Source organism: Pseudomonas sp. P4_D7 (assembly GCF_056401755.1).
The window spans coordinates 15,056-30,305 of sequence record NZ_JBFUIR010000021.1 but is presented as its reverse complement, the minus strand read 5'-3'; the positions used below and the strand labels follow the sequence as shown (position 1 = coordinate 30,305).

At 58.5% G+C, this 15,250-nt stretch carries 12 protein-coding genes; 2 read left to right on the top strand and 10 right to left on the bottom strand.

All coding sequences use genetic code 11. The features are described 5' to 3' along the window. Positions 1-38: 38 nt before the first annotated feature. From AC1DVF_RS15495 to AC1DVF_RS15480, 4 genes are all read right to left on the bottom strand, one after another. Positions 39-3,332, bottom strand: a complete 3,294-nt coding sequence (locus tag AC1DVF_RS15495) for a DEAD/DEAH box helicase (protein WP_477782723.1) — start codon at positions 3,330-3,332, stop codon at positions 39-41. A 9-nt stretch (positions 3,333-3,341) separates the two neighbouring features. Then, on the bottom strand, positions 3,342-4,079 hold the full coding sequence (locus AC1DVF_RS15490) for an S-methyl-5'-thioinosine phosphorylase (protein ID WP_460091627.1): 738 nt from the start codon (positions 4,077-4,079) through the stop codon (positions 3,342-3,344). Positions 4,080-4,090: 11 nt separating this feature from the next. Further along, positions 4,091-5,101, bottom strand: coding sequence for a beta-N-acetylhexosaminidase (gene nagZ / locus AC1DVF_RS15485; RefSeq protein WP_093433674.1), 1,011 nt, complete (start codon positions 5,099-5,101; stop codon positions 4,091-4,093). A gap of 158 nt (positions 5,102-5,259) precedes the next feature. After that, entirely contained in the window at positions 5,260-5,967 is a 708-nt protein-coding gene (locus AC1DVF_RS15480; RefSeq protein ID WP_007910473.1) for a TetR/AcrR family transcriptional regulator, read from the bottom strand. 229 nt (positions 5,968-6,196) lie between these two features. Here AC1DVF_RS15480 and lexA point away from each other — a divergent pair, with 229 nt between their 5' ends. Both lexA and sulA read left to right on the top strand, forming a co-directional pair. Next, the gene (lexA, locus tag AC1DVF_RS15475; RefSeq protein WP_003226590.1) at positions 6,197-6,805 is read left to right on the top strand and encodes a transcriptional repressor LexA; all 609 of its coding nucleotides are present in this window, start codon (positions 6,197-6,199) and stop codon (positions 6,803-6,805) included. A 10-nt stretch (positions 6,806-6,815) separates the two neighbouring features. Further along, positions 6,816-7,289: an SOS-induced cell division inhibitor SulA gene (gene sulA / locus AC1DVF_RS15470; RefSeq protein WP_095050467.1), complete on the top strand. Its 474-nt coding sequence runs from the start codon at positions 6,816-6,818 to the stop codon at positions 7,287-7,289. A gap of 92 nt (positions 7,290-7,381) precedes the next feature. Here the strand turns inward: sulA and AC1DVF_RS15465 are convergent, their stop codons facing one another. The 6 genes from AC1DVF_RS15465 to fadB form a co-directional block, all read right to left on the bottom strand. Beyond that, entirely contained in the window at positions 7,382-7,615 is a 234-nt protein-coding gene (locus AC1DVF_RS15465; RefSeq protein WP_007910471.1) for a hypothetical protein, read from the bottom strand. A 106-nt stretch (positions 7,616-7,721) separates the two neighbouring features. After that, positions 7,722-8,246, bottom strand: a complete 525-nt coding sequence (locus AC1DVF_RS15460; RefSeq protein ID WP_099756794.1) for a DUF6586 family protein — start codon at positions 8,244-8,246, stop codon at positions 7,722-7,724. 145 nt (positions 8,247-8,391) lie between these two features. Further along, positions 8,392-11,022, bottom strand: a complete 2,631-nt coding sequence (gene topA, locus AC1DVF_RS15455) for a type I DNA topoisomerase (RefSeq protein WP_093433668.1) — start codon at positions 11,020-11,022, stop codon at positions 8,392-8,394. Between the two features lie 114 nt (positions 11,023-11,136). Further along, on the bottom strand, positions 11,137-11,373 hold the full coding sequence (locus AC1DVF_RS15450) for a DUF1653 domain-containing protein (RefSeq protein ID WP_007910467.1): 237 nt from the start codon (positions 11,371-11,373) through the stop codon (positions 11,137-11,139). Positions 11,374-11,472: 99 nt separating this feature from the next. Further along, positions 11,473-12,648: an acetyl-CoA C-acyltransferase FadA gene (gene fadA, locus AC1DVF_RS15445; protein ID WP_007910465.1), complete on the bottom strand. Its 1,176-nt coding sequence runs from the start codon at positions 12,646-12,648 to the stop codon at positions 11,473-11,475. Positions 12,649-12,677: 29 nt separating this feature from the next. Continuing rightward, a complete protein-coding gene (fadB, locus tag AC1DVF_RS15440; protein ID WP_122607489.1) occupies positions 12,678-14,825 on the bottom strand; it encodes a fatty acid oxidation complex subunit alpha FadB in 2,148 nt (715 codons plus the stop codon). Positions 14,826-15,250 lie beyond the last annotated feature (425 nt).

The window sequence follows — 15,250 nt, the reverse complement described above, 5'->3', positions numbered from 1 at the left end:
CGAATGGCTCACCTCGGTATAACGTTTAAAACCCAGGCTCAATCCTTGGAAACCGGCAACGGTGCAAACAGCGCCTCAATGTCACTCTGCTCCAGCTTCCAGCCACCGGTCGTCCCGCCCTCAAGCACCGCTCCGGCCAACGCCGCTTTCTCCTGCTGCAACGCCTGTATTTTTTCCTCTACCGTGCCACGAGCGATCAGCTTGTAAACGAACACCGGGTTGTTTTGCCCGATTCGATACGCACGATCCGTCGCCTGGTTCTCCACCGCCGGGTTCCACCAAGGGTCGAAGTGAATCACCGTGTCCGCAGCGGTCAGGTTCAACCCGGTACCGCCCGCTTTGAGACTGATGAGAAACAGCGGCACCTTGCCGCCCTGAAAGTCCTTCACCGGTGTGCGTCGATCCGTGGTGTCCCCGGTCAGCAGCGAATAGGCAATGTCACGTTGCTGCAATTCTTCCTCGATCAAGGCGAGCATCGAGGTGAACTGCGAAAACAGCAGGATTCTTCGACCTTCGCCGAGCAACTCTTCGAGCATCTCCATCAGGCTGATCAACTTGCCACTGCCGGAGCGCAGCGCCTTCGCTGTCAGCGGCATGTTGATCAGGCGCAGGTCGCAACAGACCTGCCGCAGCTTGAGCAAGGCATCCAGAATGATGATCTGACTGCGCGCCACGCCACTGCGGGCAATTTCGTCGCGGACTTTTTTGTCCATCGCCACGCGAACCGTTTCATAGACATCCCGCTGGCCGTCGCTGAGATCGACCCAATGGACAATTTCGGTTTTCGGCGGCAGTTCGGTGGCCACCTGATCCTTTTTGCGGCGCAGCAAAAACGGCTTGATGCGCGCTGTCAGGTGCTGCATGCGCTGAACATTGCCGTGCTTCTCGATTGGCGTGCGGTAATCGCGATTGAAGGACTTGCTGTCGCCGAGCCAACCGGGCATGAGGAAATGAAACTGCGACAAAAGCTCGCCCAAGTGGTTTTCCAATGGCGTGCCGCTCAGGCACAAGCGCTGGCGGGCCTGCAAATCGCGTGCGGCCTGCGCGGCTTTGCTGAGCGGGTTCTTGATGTTCTGCGCTTCGTCGAGAATCAGCACGCTCCACAACTGCGGCTGTAGAACCTCGAGATCCCTCGGCAGCAAAGCGTAAGTGGTCAGTACCAGATCGTATTCAGCCAGATCAGCGAAATCCTTTTGCCGCCCCGAGCCGTGCAGCGCCAACACTTTCAACTGGGGGGTGAAGCGCTCGGCCTCGTCGAGCCAGTTGGGAATCAGGCTGGTCGGCATCACCGCCAGAGCCGGGCAATCGAGGCGTCCGGCGTGTTTTTCCGTGAGCAGATGCGCCAAGGTTTGCAGCGTTTTGCCCAGCCCCATGTCATCGCCCAGAATGCCGCCGACCTCAAGCTCGCGCAGGGTCTGCATCCAGTTCAGGCCTTCGAGCTGATAGGGGCGCAGTTGCGCGTTAAGGCCGGCCGGCGCAGCGACCTGGGTGTGACTGGAATTCTGCAAGCGCTTGGCGAAGGTGCGCAGCCGCTCGCCCCCCTGCCAATCCAGCGGCACGCCATCGAGCATACTCAAGCGCGCGGCATCCGGGACACTCAAGCGCAGTGCATCGCCCTGATGACCGCCCAGGTACAACTCGCCCAGCGTGGCCATCAGCGGTTTGATCCGACTCAGCGGCAGCGCGACCTTGGCGCCCGAAGGGTCGCCAAAACCGCTGGGCTTGAGTTCGATCAGGAGTTTTTCGTCATCGCTGCGTTGTGCCAGATTGACCGGGTCAAGCAAGCGCGGCTGGGTGCGCAACAAGTGCAGAAGGATTGGTAGCAAACTGTAGCGCTGACCATTGACGACGATACCCAACTGCAAATCAAACCACTGATGCCCGGCCTCTTCCTCGACCTCCGCGTACCAATGCTCGACTGGCTGCACATTGAAATGAAAGCCGGGACTCATCTCGACTTCCCAGTTCGAGGCGCGCAACGTGGCAAGCCCTTCGTGCATAAACCCGAGCCAGGCGGAATCATCCGGCAACGTGAACATCTCGCCGGGACGATCCAGCGAGCTCTTGCGCGTGGCTTTCTTGAAGCCGAACTTTTGCAGGATCTGACGCAGTTTCTTTTCCACCGCAGGCTGGCGTTGAATGCGCTGGGTTTCGGTGCCGTTGAGGATCATTACTTCCGGGTTGCGATCCACCGTCGGCTGGCCGTTGTAGGTAAACACCAGGGCGGCGCGGTGCTCAAGAACGTATTCCCAGCGCGAGCGCTCCCGACCGCTGACGAGGGTGAGTTGCGGCTGCGGTAGTACGTCGTCAATGATTCGTTCGGTCAGTTGGTGTGGCGGCGGGATTCTCGTTGCCGCACTCATGCGATGACTGAACTGCATGGCCTGACGCGCCGGAATGTCCGGCGCCAGAGTCAAATGACTGGCCAGTTTTTCATCCAGTTCATTGAACAGAGGGCCAATCTGCCGCTGTTCACGATCCAGGTAATAAAGCGGCTCCAGCGCCAGCACGGTTTCCTGCGCAGCCTCGGCACTGCTCCACTGCGCGCGGAACCCGCCGTCGGCCTGCTCGGCCCAGGCGAACTGGCCGATGCGTTTCGCGCCAGACATCAACGGTTGCAGATCCTCGAAATCGAGGAACAGCCGCGAGGTGCGCAGGAGCATTTCCAGCAGTTCGGCGCCGCTGCTGCCTTCCAGCGGATAGCCGCTGTAATAGGCGTGATGGGAGTGCATGGCAACCAGCAGCCTGGCGACGCGCAGATCCAGCTCGGACAGGTAGCCGGGCTGACGCATGAGCATTTCCGCCAGCGAATACATCGGTTTGACTTCGCGCAACTCGCCGCTCTTGAGCTGGGAGACCTTGAAAATATCGAGCAGCCACTTGCCGCTCACTGACGTTGGCTTGAGCTTGTAAAACAGGCGCGTGCCTGCGGTTTGCGCGCCTTCTTCGGTGGGCTTGGCCGGCACGGGAATGGTCGAAAGCCAATGTTCCAGCGCCCGACCCAACGGGATCTGTGCGTCACTTTCAGACGCATTATGATCACTGCCCTGCAGGTGATAGAGCACCGCAGCGCAGTGTTTGCAGTCAATTGTGACAGGACAGCTGCACAGGCAACGCACGTTGACGGAACCCAGCCGATCTTCGGACAGGTAAATGGTTTGTTCATACGCCTGATCTTCCGAACCGACGCAGAACGCCTCGACCTTTCTGTCATCGATCTCGATGATCTCTACCCGATCTTCGGCGGCATAAGCCCGAGCCTTGGCCAGCGCCTTGCTACTGAATGCCTGAGTCCAGGCCAACGACTTTAGCCTTTCGATGAAAATGCTCATGGGCAGTCCTTAGCCGGCCAACACCCGCGCCAACGCCGATTTCACCTTGCCCATGCCGTCATGCAACGCCTGCTCGATCTCGGCCATGGTGATCACTTCGGTGGTCTTGCCCGCCGCCGGGTTCACCACCAGCGCCAGACAGGCGTAATCCAGATCCAGCTCACGCGCCAGCGCCGCTTCCGGCATGCCGGTCATGCCAACGATGTCACAGCCATCGCGCTCCAGACGCACGATCTCCGCCACGGTTTCCAGACGCGGGCCCTGAGTGCAGGCATACACGCCTTGATCGCTGTATTCGCAGCCTTCGGCAGCCACCGTAGCAATCAACTGCTGACGCAGCGGCTCGCTGTAGGGGAAGCTGAAGTCGATATGGGTGACGTGCTCCAGATCATCGGCGAAGAAAGTGTGCTCGCGCCCACTGGTGTAGTCGACGATCTGGTGCGGCACGCAGAAATGACCGGTGCCCATCGCTGGATGAATACCGCCCACCGCGTTAACGGCAATGATTGCTTCGGCACCGGCCTGCTTCAGCGCCCACAGGTTGGCGCGGTAGTTGACCTTGTGCGGCGGGAAACGATGCGGATGGCCGTGACGGGCGAGGAACAGCACTTCCTTGCCGGCGTATTCACCGATCTGCACGTCGGCCGATGGCGCGCCGTAGGGAGTGTCCACCGCCAGTGACTGGCGAATGGTCAAGCCTTCGAGCTGGGTCAGGCCGGTGCCACCGATGATTGCGTAAACCGTCATAGCGAAAATCCTTAATCGATGAGTTGAGCATCTTTGAGGGCGCCAACGGCGGTGAGCCAGCGCGGATCCTGACGGTAATCGGTGCTGGCGAATGCCTGACCGCGCATGCGCGCGATGCGGTCTGAAGGCTTGACCTTCATGCGCTGCGCGGCGCTCAGGGCCAGTTCGGCAGCGGCGCGATCGTTGCATACCAGGCCCATGTCGCAACCGGCCGTGAGTGCGGCCTCAATACGACTGGCGGCATCGCCAACCACGTGGGCGCCGGCCATCGACAGGTCGTCGCTGAAGATCACACCGTCGAACTGCAATTCGCCGCGCAGGATGTCCTGCAACCAGCGCCGGGAGAAGCCGGCAGGCTGCGAGTCGACTTGCGGGTAGATAACGTGGGCCGGCATCACAGCGGCCAGTTGTTTGCTGAGTCTGGCGAAGGGCACGAGATCGTTGGCGCGGATCTCGTCCAGGCTGCGCTCGTCGTTCGGGATCGCCACGTGGGAATCGGCTTCGGCCCAGCCGTGGCCGGGGAAATGCTTGCCGGTGGCCGCCATGCCCGCGCTGTTCATGCCGCGAATGAACGCTCCGGCAAGCACTGCGGCGCGCTCCGGATCGCCCTCAAATGAACGGGTGCCGACAACAGCGCTGCGCTGGTAATCCAGATCCAGCACCGGGGCGAAACTCAGGTCGAGACCGACCGCCAGCACTTCAGTGGCCATGATCCAGCCGCATTGCTCGGCGAGGTATTCGGCGTTCGGATTGTCGGCGATGGCACGCATGGCCGGCAGGCGCACGAAGCCCTGACGCAGGCGCTGCACGCGACCGCCCTCTTGATCCACCGCCAGCAGCAGATCCGGACGAATCGCCCGAATCGCCGCGCTGAGCTCACGCACCTGACGCGGATGCTCGATGTTGCGCGCGAAAATGATCAGGCCGCCCACTTCGGGCTGACGCAACAATTGGCGATCTTCGGCCGTCAGCCAGGTACCGGCGACGTCCACCATCAACGAGCCTTGCAGGCCAGCAGTCATAGAGATTCCTTGAAAACGAAAAACCCGATCCGCAGCAAATCGCTACCCTGAGCAATGCTCGGCAGGTCGGCAATTTCTATGGATTTCGGGTTCAGAACGAGAGTCGGCATGGGCGGCTAGCTTAGCGGATACAAGCTGCCGCGCCCACCCGTGCGCGGTTAAACCTTGGCGGCGACCGGCGTTGATTTACTGCGCGGACGCAGTTGCGCGGTGGCCATCGCGGCGTCAGTGACGCCGGTTTCGGCACGCATGCCCGCAGCGAGGAACGGCACCATCAGGCGCATCACTTGCTCAATGGAGGTGTTGACGCCGAAATCGGTCTCGGCAATTGCGCGCAACGCCTTGATGCCAGACATGCTGAACGCCGCGGCGCCGAGCATGAAGTGCACGCGCCAGAACAGCTCGATCGGCGGAATGCGTGGTGCGGCTTCGTTGACCAGCAACATGTAGCGACGGAATACCTTGCCGTACATGTCTTCCAGATAACGGCGCAAGTGGCCCTGGCTCTGGCTGAACGCGAGGCCGAGCAGACGCATGAAGATCGACAGGTCATTGCCGCTGCGTGGTTGCACCACAAGGGCCTGCTCGACGAGGATTTCGAGCAGCTCTTCAAGCGTCGGCTTGTTTTCAGGCTTGGCCTGACGGCGCTCCAGCTCTTTATCGAGGCTGATGCAGAACGGCCCGAGGAAGCGCGAGAAAACCGCTTGAATCAGCGCTTTTTTCGAGCCGAAGTGATAGTTCACCGCTGCCAGGTTGACGCCGGCCTTGCTGGTGATCAAACGCAATGAGGTTTCGGCGAAACCTTTCTCCGCGAACAACTGCTCGGCAGCATCAAGAATGCGTTCAACGGTTTCCGACTGGGCCATGGCTACTCCGCCTGACAAACACTTGTTTGAAACATACGTTTCAGCCTGTGCCTTGTCAAGCCTGCCGGTTCGTTTTGGGAATGGTCGGTCAGCTATTTAACCACACAAGCCCAACTCATTAATAAGCACGAATGCCGACCGTCTGGCGGCCTGCAAAAAAACGGGCATTGCCAAGGACGCTTCACTGTATATAATCCCAGTCACTGTATAAAAAGACAGAGCGATCAATATGCTAAAGCTGACGCCACGCCAAGCCGAGATTCTGGCCTTTATCAAACGCTGCCTCGAAGACAACGGCTATCCGCCGACCCGTGCGGAAATCGCTCAGGAACTGGGCTTCAAGTCGCCGAACGCGGCTGAAGAACATCTCAAGGCACTGGCCCGAAAAGGCGCCATCGAGATGACACCGGGCGCTTCTCGCGGTATTCGCATACCCGGCTTTGAAGCCAAGGCAGACGACTCTACCCTGCCAATCATAGGCCGGGTCGCTGCCGGCGCGCCGATCCTCGCCCAGCAGCACATCGAAGAATCCTGCAACATCAACCCGGCCTTCTTTCATCCGCGCGCCGACTATCTGCTGCGCGTACACGGCATGAGCATGAAGGACATCGGTATTTTCGACGGTGACCTTCTTGCCGTGCACACCACCCGCGAAGCACGTAATGGCCAGGTCGTCGTTGCCCGTATCGGCGACGAAGTGACGGTCAAACGTTTCAAGCGTGAAGGTAGCAAGGTCTGGCTGATTGCCGAAAACCCCGAGTTCGCCCCTATCGAAGTCGACCTGAAAGATCAGGAACTGGTGATCGAAGGCTTGAGTGTCGGCGTAATCCGCCGCTAAAGGAGGCTTTATGCAGTTCCCACACACCCCTCAGCAAACACAACTGCCTTTATTCGAAGCGTTTCTGGCGCAACCGATGGCGCCGATCCTGAAAGACGTGGTCGAACGCCCCTGGAATGCCGAACCCGAAGTATTCAGTGAGCTGTCACTGCGTGGTGCGGCCGGGAACTGCCTGAACCTGCTCGCCCCGATTCTTCGCGAACTCAGCGAAGATCAGGACGCACGCTGGCTGACATTGATCGCACCACCTGCCAGCCTGACTCAAACCTGGCTGCGGGATGCCGGCCTGAACCGCGAACGTATTCTGCTACTGCAACCACGGGGTGCTCAAAGCGCCCAGCAACTGGCGTGCGAAGCTCTGCGGTTGGGGCGCAGCCACACTGTGGTCACCTGGCTCAACCCGCTAAACACCCACTCGCGGCAACAACTGATCAGCGCCGCACGCACGGGCGAAGCTCAGAGCTTGAATATTCGCTTGGGTTGAGGGTTGCTACTACGCGCTGTGTGAAGCGCAGGGCTTCTCCAGGGACAGAGAAGCCGATCTGAAGCGGTAACATTAAAAAGCAAAGGCGCGGATCAATGAAGAACCCGCGGCCCCTCTTCCTTATCAAACTCGCCTTCGACCATACGACCGGCCATCTGCACGCCGACGCTTAGCATCGCCTTGGCGATTTCTACATGCTGACCTTGAAGGAACGCCTTGGCATCGTCGGAGAAATCCAGCGTCACCAGAGAACCCTCGTCCTCAGCCCTGCGCAGTTCGATTCGGCCGTCTGGTAACTCGACAATTTCTAGAAAGGACGTTGGCATATAGGTCTGTTCTCCACGAAAGGCAGGGATTATATAGACATCATTCAGGCTTCGCTCGGGATCTTGACCAGCAGCATGTTTCAGATTGCCACCGTGTCAATCACCCTCAGCACTCGTTCAAGCCTTCGCGAAAGCGAATCGCCAAGCCTTTCAGATTTTGCCGCCAGCTCTCCAGCTCCTCTCGACTCAACTCTTCTGGCGCTTGTTCTTCATCCAGATTAATCGCCTGAATCAGCGGCTGAGTCACGTCCCCTTTGGGCTTGTGTGGCACCCGTGGCGGCTGGAACAGCGCCGAATGCGCAGCCAGCAGTTTTGCCAGCCAGGTTTCAGAGTTTCCCGCGAGTTCGACCATCTCGGCCAACTCGGGAATCGCGATCGACTCCAGCACCTCACGTGTCAGCAGCATCTCGGCGCGTGGTGCATTGGCCTGCGGTAGACGATAGAAACCAGCGATCTCGTGACAAAGACCGAGCAAAGCGCCGTAAAGGTGAAACAACGCCGATTCACGCCCCGCCTGAATCAACGCCAGCGAATTCATCGCTCGCCCCTCTTCGGCGCGAGCCAGAGCTTCGAGCGACAGTCCGGCGAAATAGATCTTCTGATTAGTGCGGGTATAGAGTTCGTGAGCCATGACGGCGCTCTCCACAACGAAATATTTGCTTCACACAGGCCGGACAGTGTCGTGGATCAGCCGATCCCACCGCAAGCACAAAACAAAAAGGCCGCATGAAAACCCGGAGGGGTCATCATGCGGCCTTTCAGTATCAGGCTAACGCTTACTCAGCTTTGGCCTTCGTACGTTTGTCTTCAACCGTCCACTTGCCGCCATCGAAGTACGCCTTCCAACCGGTAGGCTTGCCATCGACTTCGGTCTGTACGTATTGCTCCTTGGTCTTGCGGCTGTAGCGAATCACCGCCGGCAGACCATCAGGATCTTTCTGTGGAGCGTCGCAGAGGAAGTGGTACTTCGGATCGATCTCGTCCTTGTGCGGGAGAATCTCGATCACCAGCGGAGCACGGGTCTCACGGTTTTTCGGGAACTGACTGGCAGCCAGGAACAGACCGGACGCACCGTCACGCAGGATGTAGGTGTCGTTGACCTTTTCGCATTTCAGCTCAGGCATCTTCACCGGGTCCATCTTCGGCGGCGCCGCGTCACCGCTCTTGAGCAGTTTACGGGTGTTCTTGCAGGTCGGGTTGGTGCAACCGAAGAACTTGCCGAAACGTCCGGTCTTGAGTTGCATCTCGCTGCCGCACTTGTCGCATTCCAGGCTCGGACCTTCGTAGCCCTTGATGCGATAGCTGCCCTCTTCGATTTCGTAGCCTGCGCAATCCGGGTTGTTACCACAGATGTGCAGCTTGCGTTTTTCGTCGAGCAGGTACGCGTCCATCGCCGTGCTGCAGATCGGGCAGCGGTGCTTGCCACGCAGTACCAGCGATTCCGACTCACCCTCGTCGTCCGCAGCGATTTCATCGCCCGGCACCAGGTTGACGGTGGCCTTGCAGCGCTCTTTCGGCGGCAGGCTGTAGCCTGAACAACCGAGGAAAACGCCTGTCGACGCGGTACGAATCTGCATCGGACGACCACAAGTCGTGCACGGAATGTCGGTCATGACCGGCTGGTTGGCACGCATACCGCTGTCCGGGTTTTCGGCTACTTCGAGTTTCTTTTTGAAGTCGCCGTAGAACTCGTCCAGTACGTTTTTCCAGTCGCGCTCGCCCTGCGCCACGTCATCGAGGTTCTCTTCCATGCCTGCGGTGAAGCCGTAGTCCATGAGGTTCGAGAAGCTTTCCGACAGGCGCTCGGTGACGATGTCGCCCATCTTTTCCGAGTAGAAACGACGGTTGTGCAGAGTCACGTAACCGCGATCCTGAATGGTCGAAATGATCGCAGCGTAAGTCGAAGGACGACCGATACCGCGCTTTTCCATTTCTTTCACCAGACTGGCTTCCGAGTAGCGGGCCGGCGGTTTGGTGAAGTGCTGCGATGGATCGAGCTTGATCAGCTTCATCACGTCGCCCTGCGCCATATCAGGCAGAACGTCGTCATCACCCGGTTTGGCAATCTGCGGCATGACACGGGTGTAACCGTCAAACTTGAGGATACGGCCCTTGGCGCGCAGCTCGAAGTCACCAGCGCCTACGCTGACGGTGGTCGACAGGTATTGCGCCGGCAGCATCTGGCAAGCGAGGAACTGGCGCCAGATCAGCTCGTAGAGACGCTCAGCGTCACGCTCCATACCCGCCAGCTTGCTTGGCGTGGTGTTGGCGTCAGAAGGACGAATCGCTTCGTGAGCCTCTTGTGCGCCTTCCTTGCTGCTGTAGACGTTCGGCGTTTCCGGCAGGTACTTCTTGCCAAACTCGTCTTCGATGTAAGTACGCGCCATCGTCACGGCATCAGCCGAGAGGTTGGTCGAGTCGGTACGCATGTAGGTGATGTAGCCGGCTTCGTACAGACGCTGGGCCATCATCATGGTTTTCTTCACGCCGAAGCCCAGGCGATTGCTCGCTGCCTGTTGCAGGGTCGATGTGATGAACGGCGCCGACGGCTTGCTGCTGGTCGGTTTGTCTTCGCGCTTGACGATGCTGTAGCTGGAAGATTTGAGTTTCTCCAGCGCGGCCATGGCCTGAGCTTCGTTGAGCGGCTTGAACGCTTCGCCTTTTTCGCGAGCCACTTCGAAACGCACGGTGGAGCCTTTGGTGGTGCCGAGATCGGCATGCACTTCCCAGTACTCTTCCGGGTTGAACGCGCGAATTTCACGTTCACGCTCAACCACCAGCTTCACGGCAACCGATTGCACGCGACCGGCGGACAAGCCACGAGCGATCTTCGCCCACAGCAGCGGCGAGACCATGTAACCGACAACGCGGTCGAGGAAGCGACGCGCCTGTTGAGCGTTGACACGATCAATGTCCAGCTCACCCGGTTCCGAGAAAGCTTCCTGAATCGCTTTCTTGGTGATTTCGTTGAACACCACACGCTTGTAGCGGCTGTCGTCACCACCGATGGCTTCGCGCAGGTGCCAGGCAATGGCTTCCCCCTCGCGATCCAAGTCGGTTGCGAGATAGATGGTGTCAGCATCTTTGGCGAGCCGGCGCAGCTCTTCGATGACCTTCTCTTTACCCGGAAGGATCTCGTACTGGGCTTTCCAGCCATGATCAGGATCGACACCCATACGCGAGACCAGCTGCTTGCGCGCTTTCTCTTTCGGCGAGAGCACCGGACCTTCGCCCGCAGCAGCCTTGCCGCGCTTGGCGGCTGGCTCTTTGCTGGCGCTAGCCGAACCGCTGGTGGGCAGGTCTCGGATATGGCCGATACTCGACTTCACCACGTATTGGTTACCCAGATACTTGTTGATGGTCTTGGCCTTAGCCGGGGATTCCACAATGACCAGCGATTTGCCCATGGATCAGAAAATTCCTGAATTCTAGAAGTGAAAGGCGGTTGGCGCCTGACGCGGCACCGCTATATATAGTTGATACAAGGTGAGGTCAAGCACAGGGTTCTGTGCGCACTCGCCTTATGCCTTGGAAAAAAGGCTCGGTTCGGCTTGCACCAAAGCAAAGCGTGGCACCTGCTCGCCGTCAACCTCGACTGACTCGAGAAACATGCTCAGAGGGCGTACCCAAAAGCCGTAATCGCCATACAGGGCTTGGTAAAAGACCACTTCTTCTTCGGTCTCGGAATGCCGCGCAACACTGAATACGCGGTACTGCGGACCTTTGTAATGTTGGTAGAGCCCAGGTTGTATCGGCATGCTTCGGCCCTCACTCAAATTTTTTCAAAAATAAAAACAAAATAAATCCACAAAAACAAAAACCGGGGCACTTGGCCCCGGCTTCCATCGACGAGACGCTTAAACGCGTTCGAAGACGGTGGAGATGCCTTGGCCGAGACCAATGCACATAGTGGCCACCCCGAAGGTACCGCTATTCTGCTTCATCACGTTCAGCAAAGTGCCGGAAATACGGGCACCGGAGCAACCGAACGGGTGACCCAGGGCGATCGCGCCGCCGTGCAGGTTAACCTTCTCGTTCATCTTGTCGAGTACTTTCAGATCTTTCAGCACTGGCAGGGCCTGTGCGGCGAAAGCTTCGTTGAGTTCGAAGAAGTCGATATCGTTGATGCCAAGGCCCGCACGCTTCAGGGCTTTTTGTGTCGCCGGAACTGGACCATAGCCCATGATTGCCGGATCCACACCCGCCACTGCCATCGAACGGATCACCGCCATTGGCTGGATACCCAGGTCCTGCGCACGCTGCGCCGACATCACGATCATGCACGAAGCACCATCGGTGATCTGCGACGAAGTACCGGCAGTCACGGTGCCGCCCTTTGGATTGAAGGCAGGCTTGAGGGCCGCCAGACTTTCCAGGGTGGTTTCCGGACGAATGGTTTCGTCGTAGTCGAACAGTTTCAGGAAACCGTTCTCGTCGTAGCCCTGCATCGGGATGATTTCGTCTTTGAACTTGCCTTCCACGGTAGCCTTGTGGGCCAACTGGTGGGAACGCACGCCGAAAGCGTCCTGTTGTTCGCGAGTGATGCCGTGCATTTTGCCGAGCATTTCCGCGGTCAGACCCATCATGCCCGAGGCTTTCGCCGCGTACAGCGACATGTGCGGGTTCGGATCGACACCGTGCATCATGCTCACGTGGCCCATATGCTCGACGCCGCCAACCACGAACACGTCACCGTTGCCGGTCATGATTGCTTGCGCAGCGGTGTGCAGCGCACTCATCGACGAGCCGCACAGACGGCTGACAGTCTGACCGGCCGAGGTGTGCGGGATCTGGGTCATCAGCGAAGCCATGCGCGCGATGTTCCAGCCCTGCTCCAGGGTCTGGTTGACGCAGCCCCAGATCACGTCCTCGACTTCTGCAGGATCGACCTTGGCGTTGCGTTCCAGCAACTTGCTGATCAGGTGCGCCGACATGTCTTCGGCGCGGGTGTTGCGGTGCATGCCGCCCTTGGAGCGGCCCATCGGAGTACGACCGAAGTCGACAATCACGACGTCTCTAGGATTCAAGCTCATAAGTTCACTCTCACTCTAGTTGGGGGCGCTTAACCGAAGAAGCTCTGGCCGTTTTTGGCCATTTCGCGCAGCTTCGCGGTCGGGTGGTACAGCGCGCCCAAATCAGCGTACTGGTCAGCCAGGGCAACGAACTCGGCAACACCGATCGAATCGATGTAGCGCAGCGCACCGCCACGGAATGGAGGGAAACCGATACCGTAGACCAGACCCATGTCGGCTTCGGCGGCAGTTTCAACGATGCCGTCTTCCAGGCAACGCACGGTTTCCAGGCACAGCGGGATCATCATCCAGTTGATGATGTCTTCGTCTGTGACTTCGCGCTGCTCGTAAACGATCGGCTTGAGCACTTCCAGCACCGAAGGGTCGGCGACTTTCTTCTGCTTGCCTTTCTTGTCGGCCTCGTAGGCGTAGAAGCCCTTGCCGTTCTTCTGGCCCAGGCGCTTGGCTTCGTACAGCACGTCGATGGCCGAACGACGGTCATCCTTCATGCGATCCGGGAAACCTTCAGCCATGACGTCACGACCATGGTGACCGGTGTCGATGCCGACCACGTCCATCAGGTACGCCGGGCCCATCGGCCAGCCAAATTTTTCCATGACTTTGTCGATACGGACGAAGTCGACACCGGCGCTGACCAGCTTGGCGAAACCGCCGAAGTACGGGAACAGCACGCGGTTAACGAGGAAGCCCGGGCAGTCGTTGACGACGATCGGGTTCTTGCCCATTTTCTTGGCGTAGGCAACGGTGGTGGCAACAGCCAGCTCGCTGGACTTCTCGCCACGGATCACTTCCACCAGCGGCATCATGTGCACCGGGTTGAAGAAGTGCATGCCGACGAAGTTTTCCGGACGCTTGAGGGCCTTGGCCAGCAGGCTGATGGAAATGGTCGAGGTGTTGGACGCGAGGATGGTGTCCTCTTTAACCTGAGCTTCCACTTCAGCCAACACAGCTTGCTTGACCTTAGGATTCTCGACGACAGCTTCGACAACCAGATCGACGTGACCGAAGTCGCCGTAGGACAGAGTTGGACGAATGGCGTTGAGCACTTCAGCCATTTTCGCAGCGGTCATGCGACCTTTATCAACGCGGCCAACCAGCAGTTTGGCGGCTTCAGCCAGACCCTGCTCGATGCCGTGCTCGTTGATGTCCTTCATCAGGATCGGCGTACCTTTGGAGGCCGACTGATAAGCGATACCGCCACCCATGATGCCGGCGCCGAGTACAGCGGCCTGCTTCACGTCTTTGGCGATTTCGTCGTAGGCCTTGGCCTTTTTCTTCAGCTCCTGATCGTTCAGGAACAGACCGATCAAGCTCTGCGCGGCAGAGGTCTTGGCCAGTTTGACGAAACCGGCAGCTTCGACTTCCAGCGCCTTGTCACGACCGAAGTTCGCGGCTTTCTGGATAGTCTTGATCGCTTCAACCGGCGCCGGGTAGTTCGGGCCAGCCTGGCCGGCGACGAAACCTTTGGCGGTTTCGAAAGCCATCATCTGTTCAATAGCGTTCAGCTTGAGTTTTTCAAGTTTCGGCTGACGCTTGGCCTTGAAATCGAACTCGCCGGAGATGGCGCGCTTGATCAGTTCAAGGGCAGCTTCCTGCAGTTTTTCAGGAGCAACCACGGCGTCGACGGCGCTGACTTTCAGGGCGTCTTCAGGGCGGTTTTCCTTACCGGAGGCAATCCACTCGATGGCGTTATCGACACCAATCAAGCGCGGCAGACGCACGGTGCCACCGAAGCCTGGGTAGATACCCAGCTTGACTTCCGGCAGGCCGATCTTGGCTTTGGTCGACATGACGCGATAGTCAGCCGCCAGGCACATTTCCAGACCGCCGCCCAGGGCGATGCCATTGATGGCCACTACGGTTGGGACGTTGAGGTCTTCGAAATCGCTGAAGATCTTGTTGGCTTCGAGATTGCCAGCAACCAGCTCGGCATCCGGCAGCTTGAAGTTGTCGACAAATTCGGTGATGTCGGCGCCGACGATGAACACGTCCTTGCCACTGCTGACGATCACGCCCTTGATCGAAGCATCTGCCTTGATGGTGTCTACGGCCTGACGCAGTTCGTTCAGGGTTAGACGGTTGAACTTGTTGACGGACTCACCCTTGAGGTCGAATTTCAATTCGACGATGCCACTTTCAAGAGCTTTAACCGTGATGGCTTTACCTTCGTAAATCATCAACTGATCTCCACGATATGGAAGCTGAACAGTACACGTCGGACGCAGGCGAATGGCTCGGCAGGACGCTTTTTCGTCGATGCTAACGCCAATCCACCCGGCACACCCGCCAACGCGATAGTCGGGATTCTGTAGGAGCAGTCTGTAAGACAAACGCTCAATTCATACGCCCGTTTGATTTGGGTACGTCACCTTCACGGAATTTCCGACAATTGTCAATCGCCCAAAATACGGGTTGAAATGCGACTTTGCGGTCATTTCTGTAAGACGAAGACCCGCAACACGCGTCTGCATGTGAAGCCATTCATAGAATCAATAGTTAGAAAAGTCGCCCTAATTCGCAGCAGCCCTTGTTTAAAGGGCTACGCTGGGTGGACGACAGGGAAATGCGTTGACAGAACCTGCATCAAAAAAGATTTCCGGCC

Coding starts and splice junctions, on each gene's coding strand:
- AC1DVF_RS15495 (WP_477782723.1), bottom strand. CDS start 3,332: ATGAGCATTTTCATCGAAAGGCTAAAGTCGTTGGCCTGGACTCAGGCA.
- AC1DVF_RS15490 (WP_460091627.1), bottom strand. CDS start 4,079: ATGACGGTTTACGCAATCATCGGTGGCACCGGCCTGACCCAGCTCGAA.
- nagZ (WP_093433674.1), bottom strand. CDS start 5,101: ATGACTGCTGGCCTGCAAGGCTCGTTGATGGTGGACGTCGCCGGTACC.
- AC1DVF_RS15480 (WP_007910473.1), bottom strand. CDS start 5,967: ATGGCCCAGTCGGAAACCGTTGAACGCATTCTTGATGCTGCCGAGCAG.
- lexA (WP_003226590.1), top strand. CDS start 6,197: ATGCTAAAGCTGACGCCACGCCAAGCCGAGATTCTGGCCTTTATCAAA.
- sulA (WP_095050467.1), top strand. CDS start 6,816: ATGCAGTTCCCACACACCCCTCAGCAAACACAACTGCCTTTATTCGAA.
- AC1DVF_RS15465 (WP_007910471.1), bottom strand. CDS start 7,615: ATGCCAACGTCCTTTCTAGAAATTGTCGAGTTACCAGACGGCCGAATC.
- AC1DVF_RS15460 (WP_099756794.1), bottom strand. CDS start 8,246: ATGGCTCACGAACTCTATACCCGCACTAATCAGAAGATCTATTTCGCC.
- topA (WP_093433668.1), bottom strand. CDS start 11,022: ATGGGCAAATCGCTGGTCATTGTGGAATCCCCGGCTAAGGCCAAGACC.
- AC1DVF_RS15450 (WP_007910467.1), bottom strand. CDS start 11,373: ATGCCGATACAACCTGGGCTCTACCAACATTACAAAGGTCCGCAGTAC.
- fadA (WP_007910465.1), bottom strand. CDS start 12,648: ATGAGCTTGAATCCTAGAGACGTCGTGATTGTCGACTTCGGTCGTACT.
- fadB (WP_122607489.1), bottom strand. CDS start 14,825: ATGATTTACGAAGGTAAAGCCATCACGGTTAAAGCTCTTGAAAGTGGC.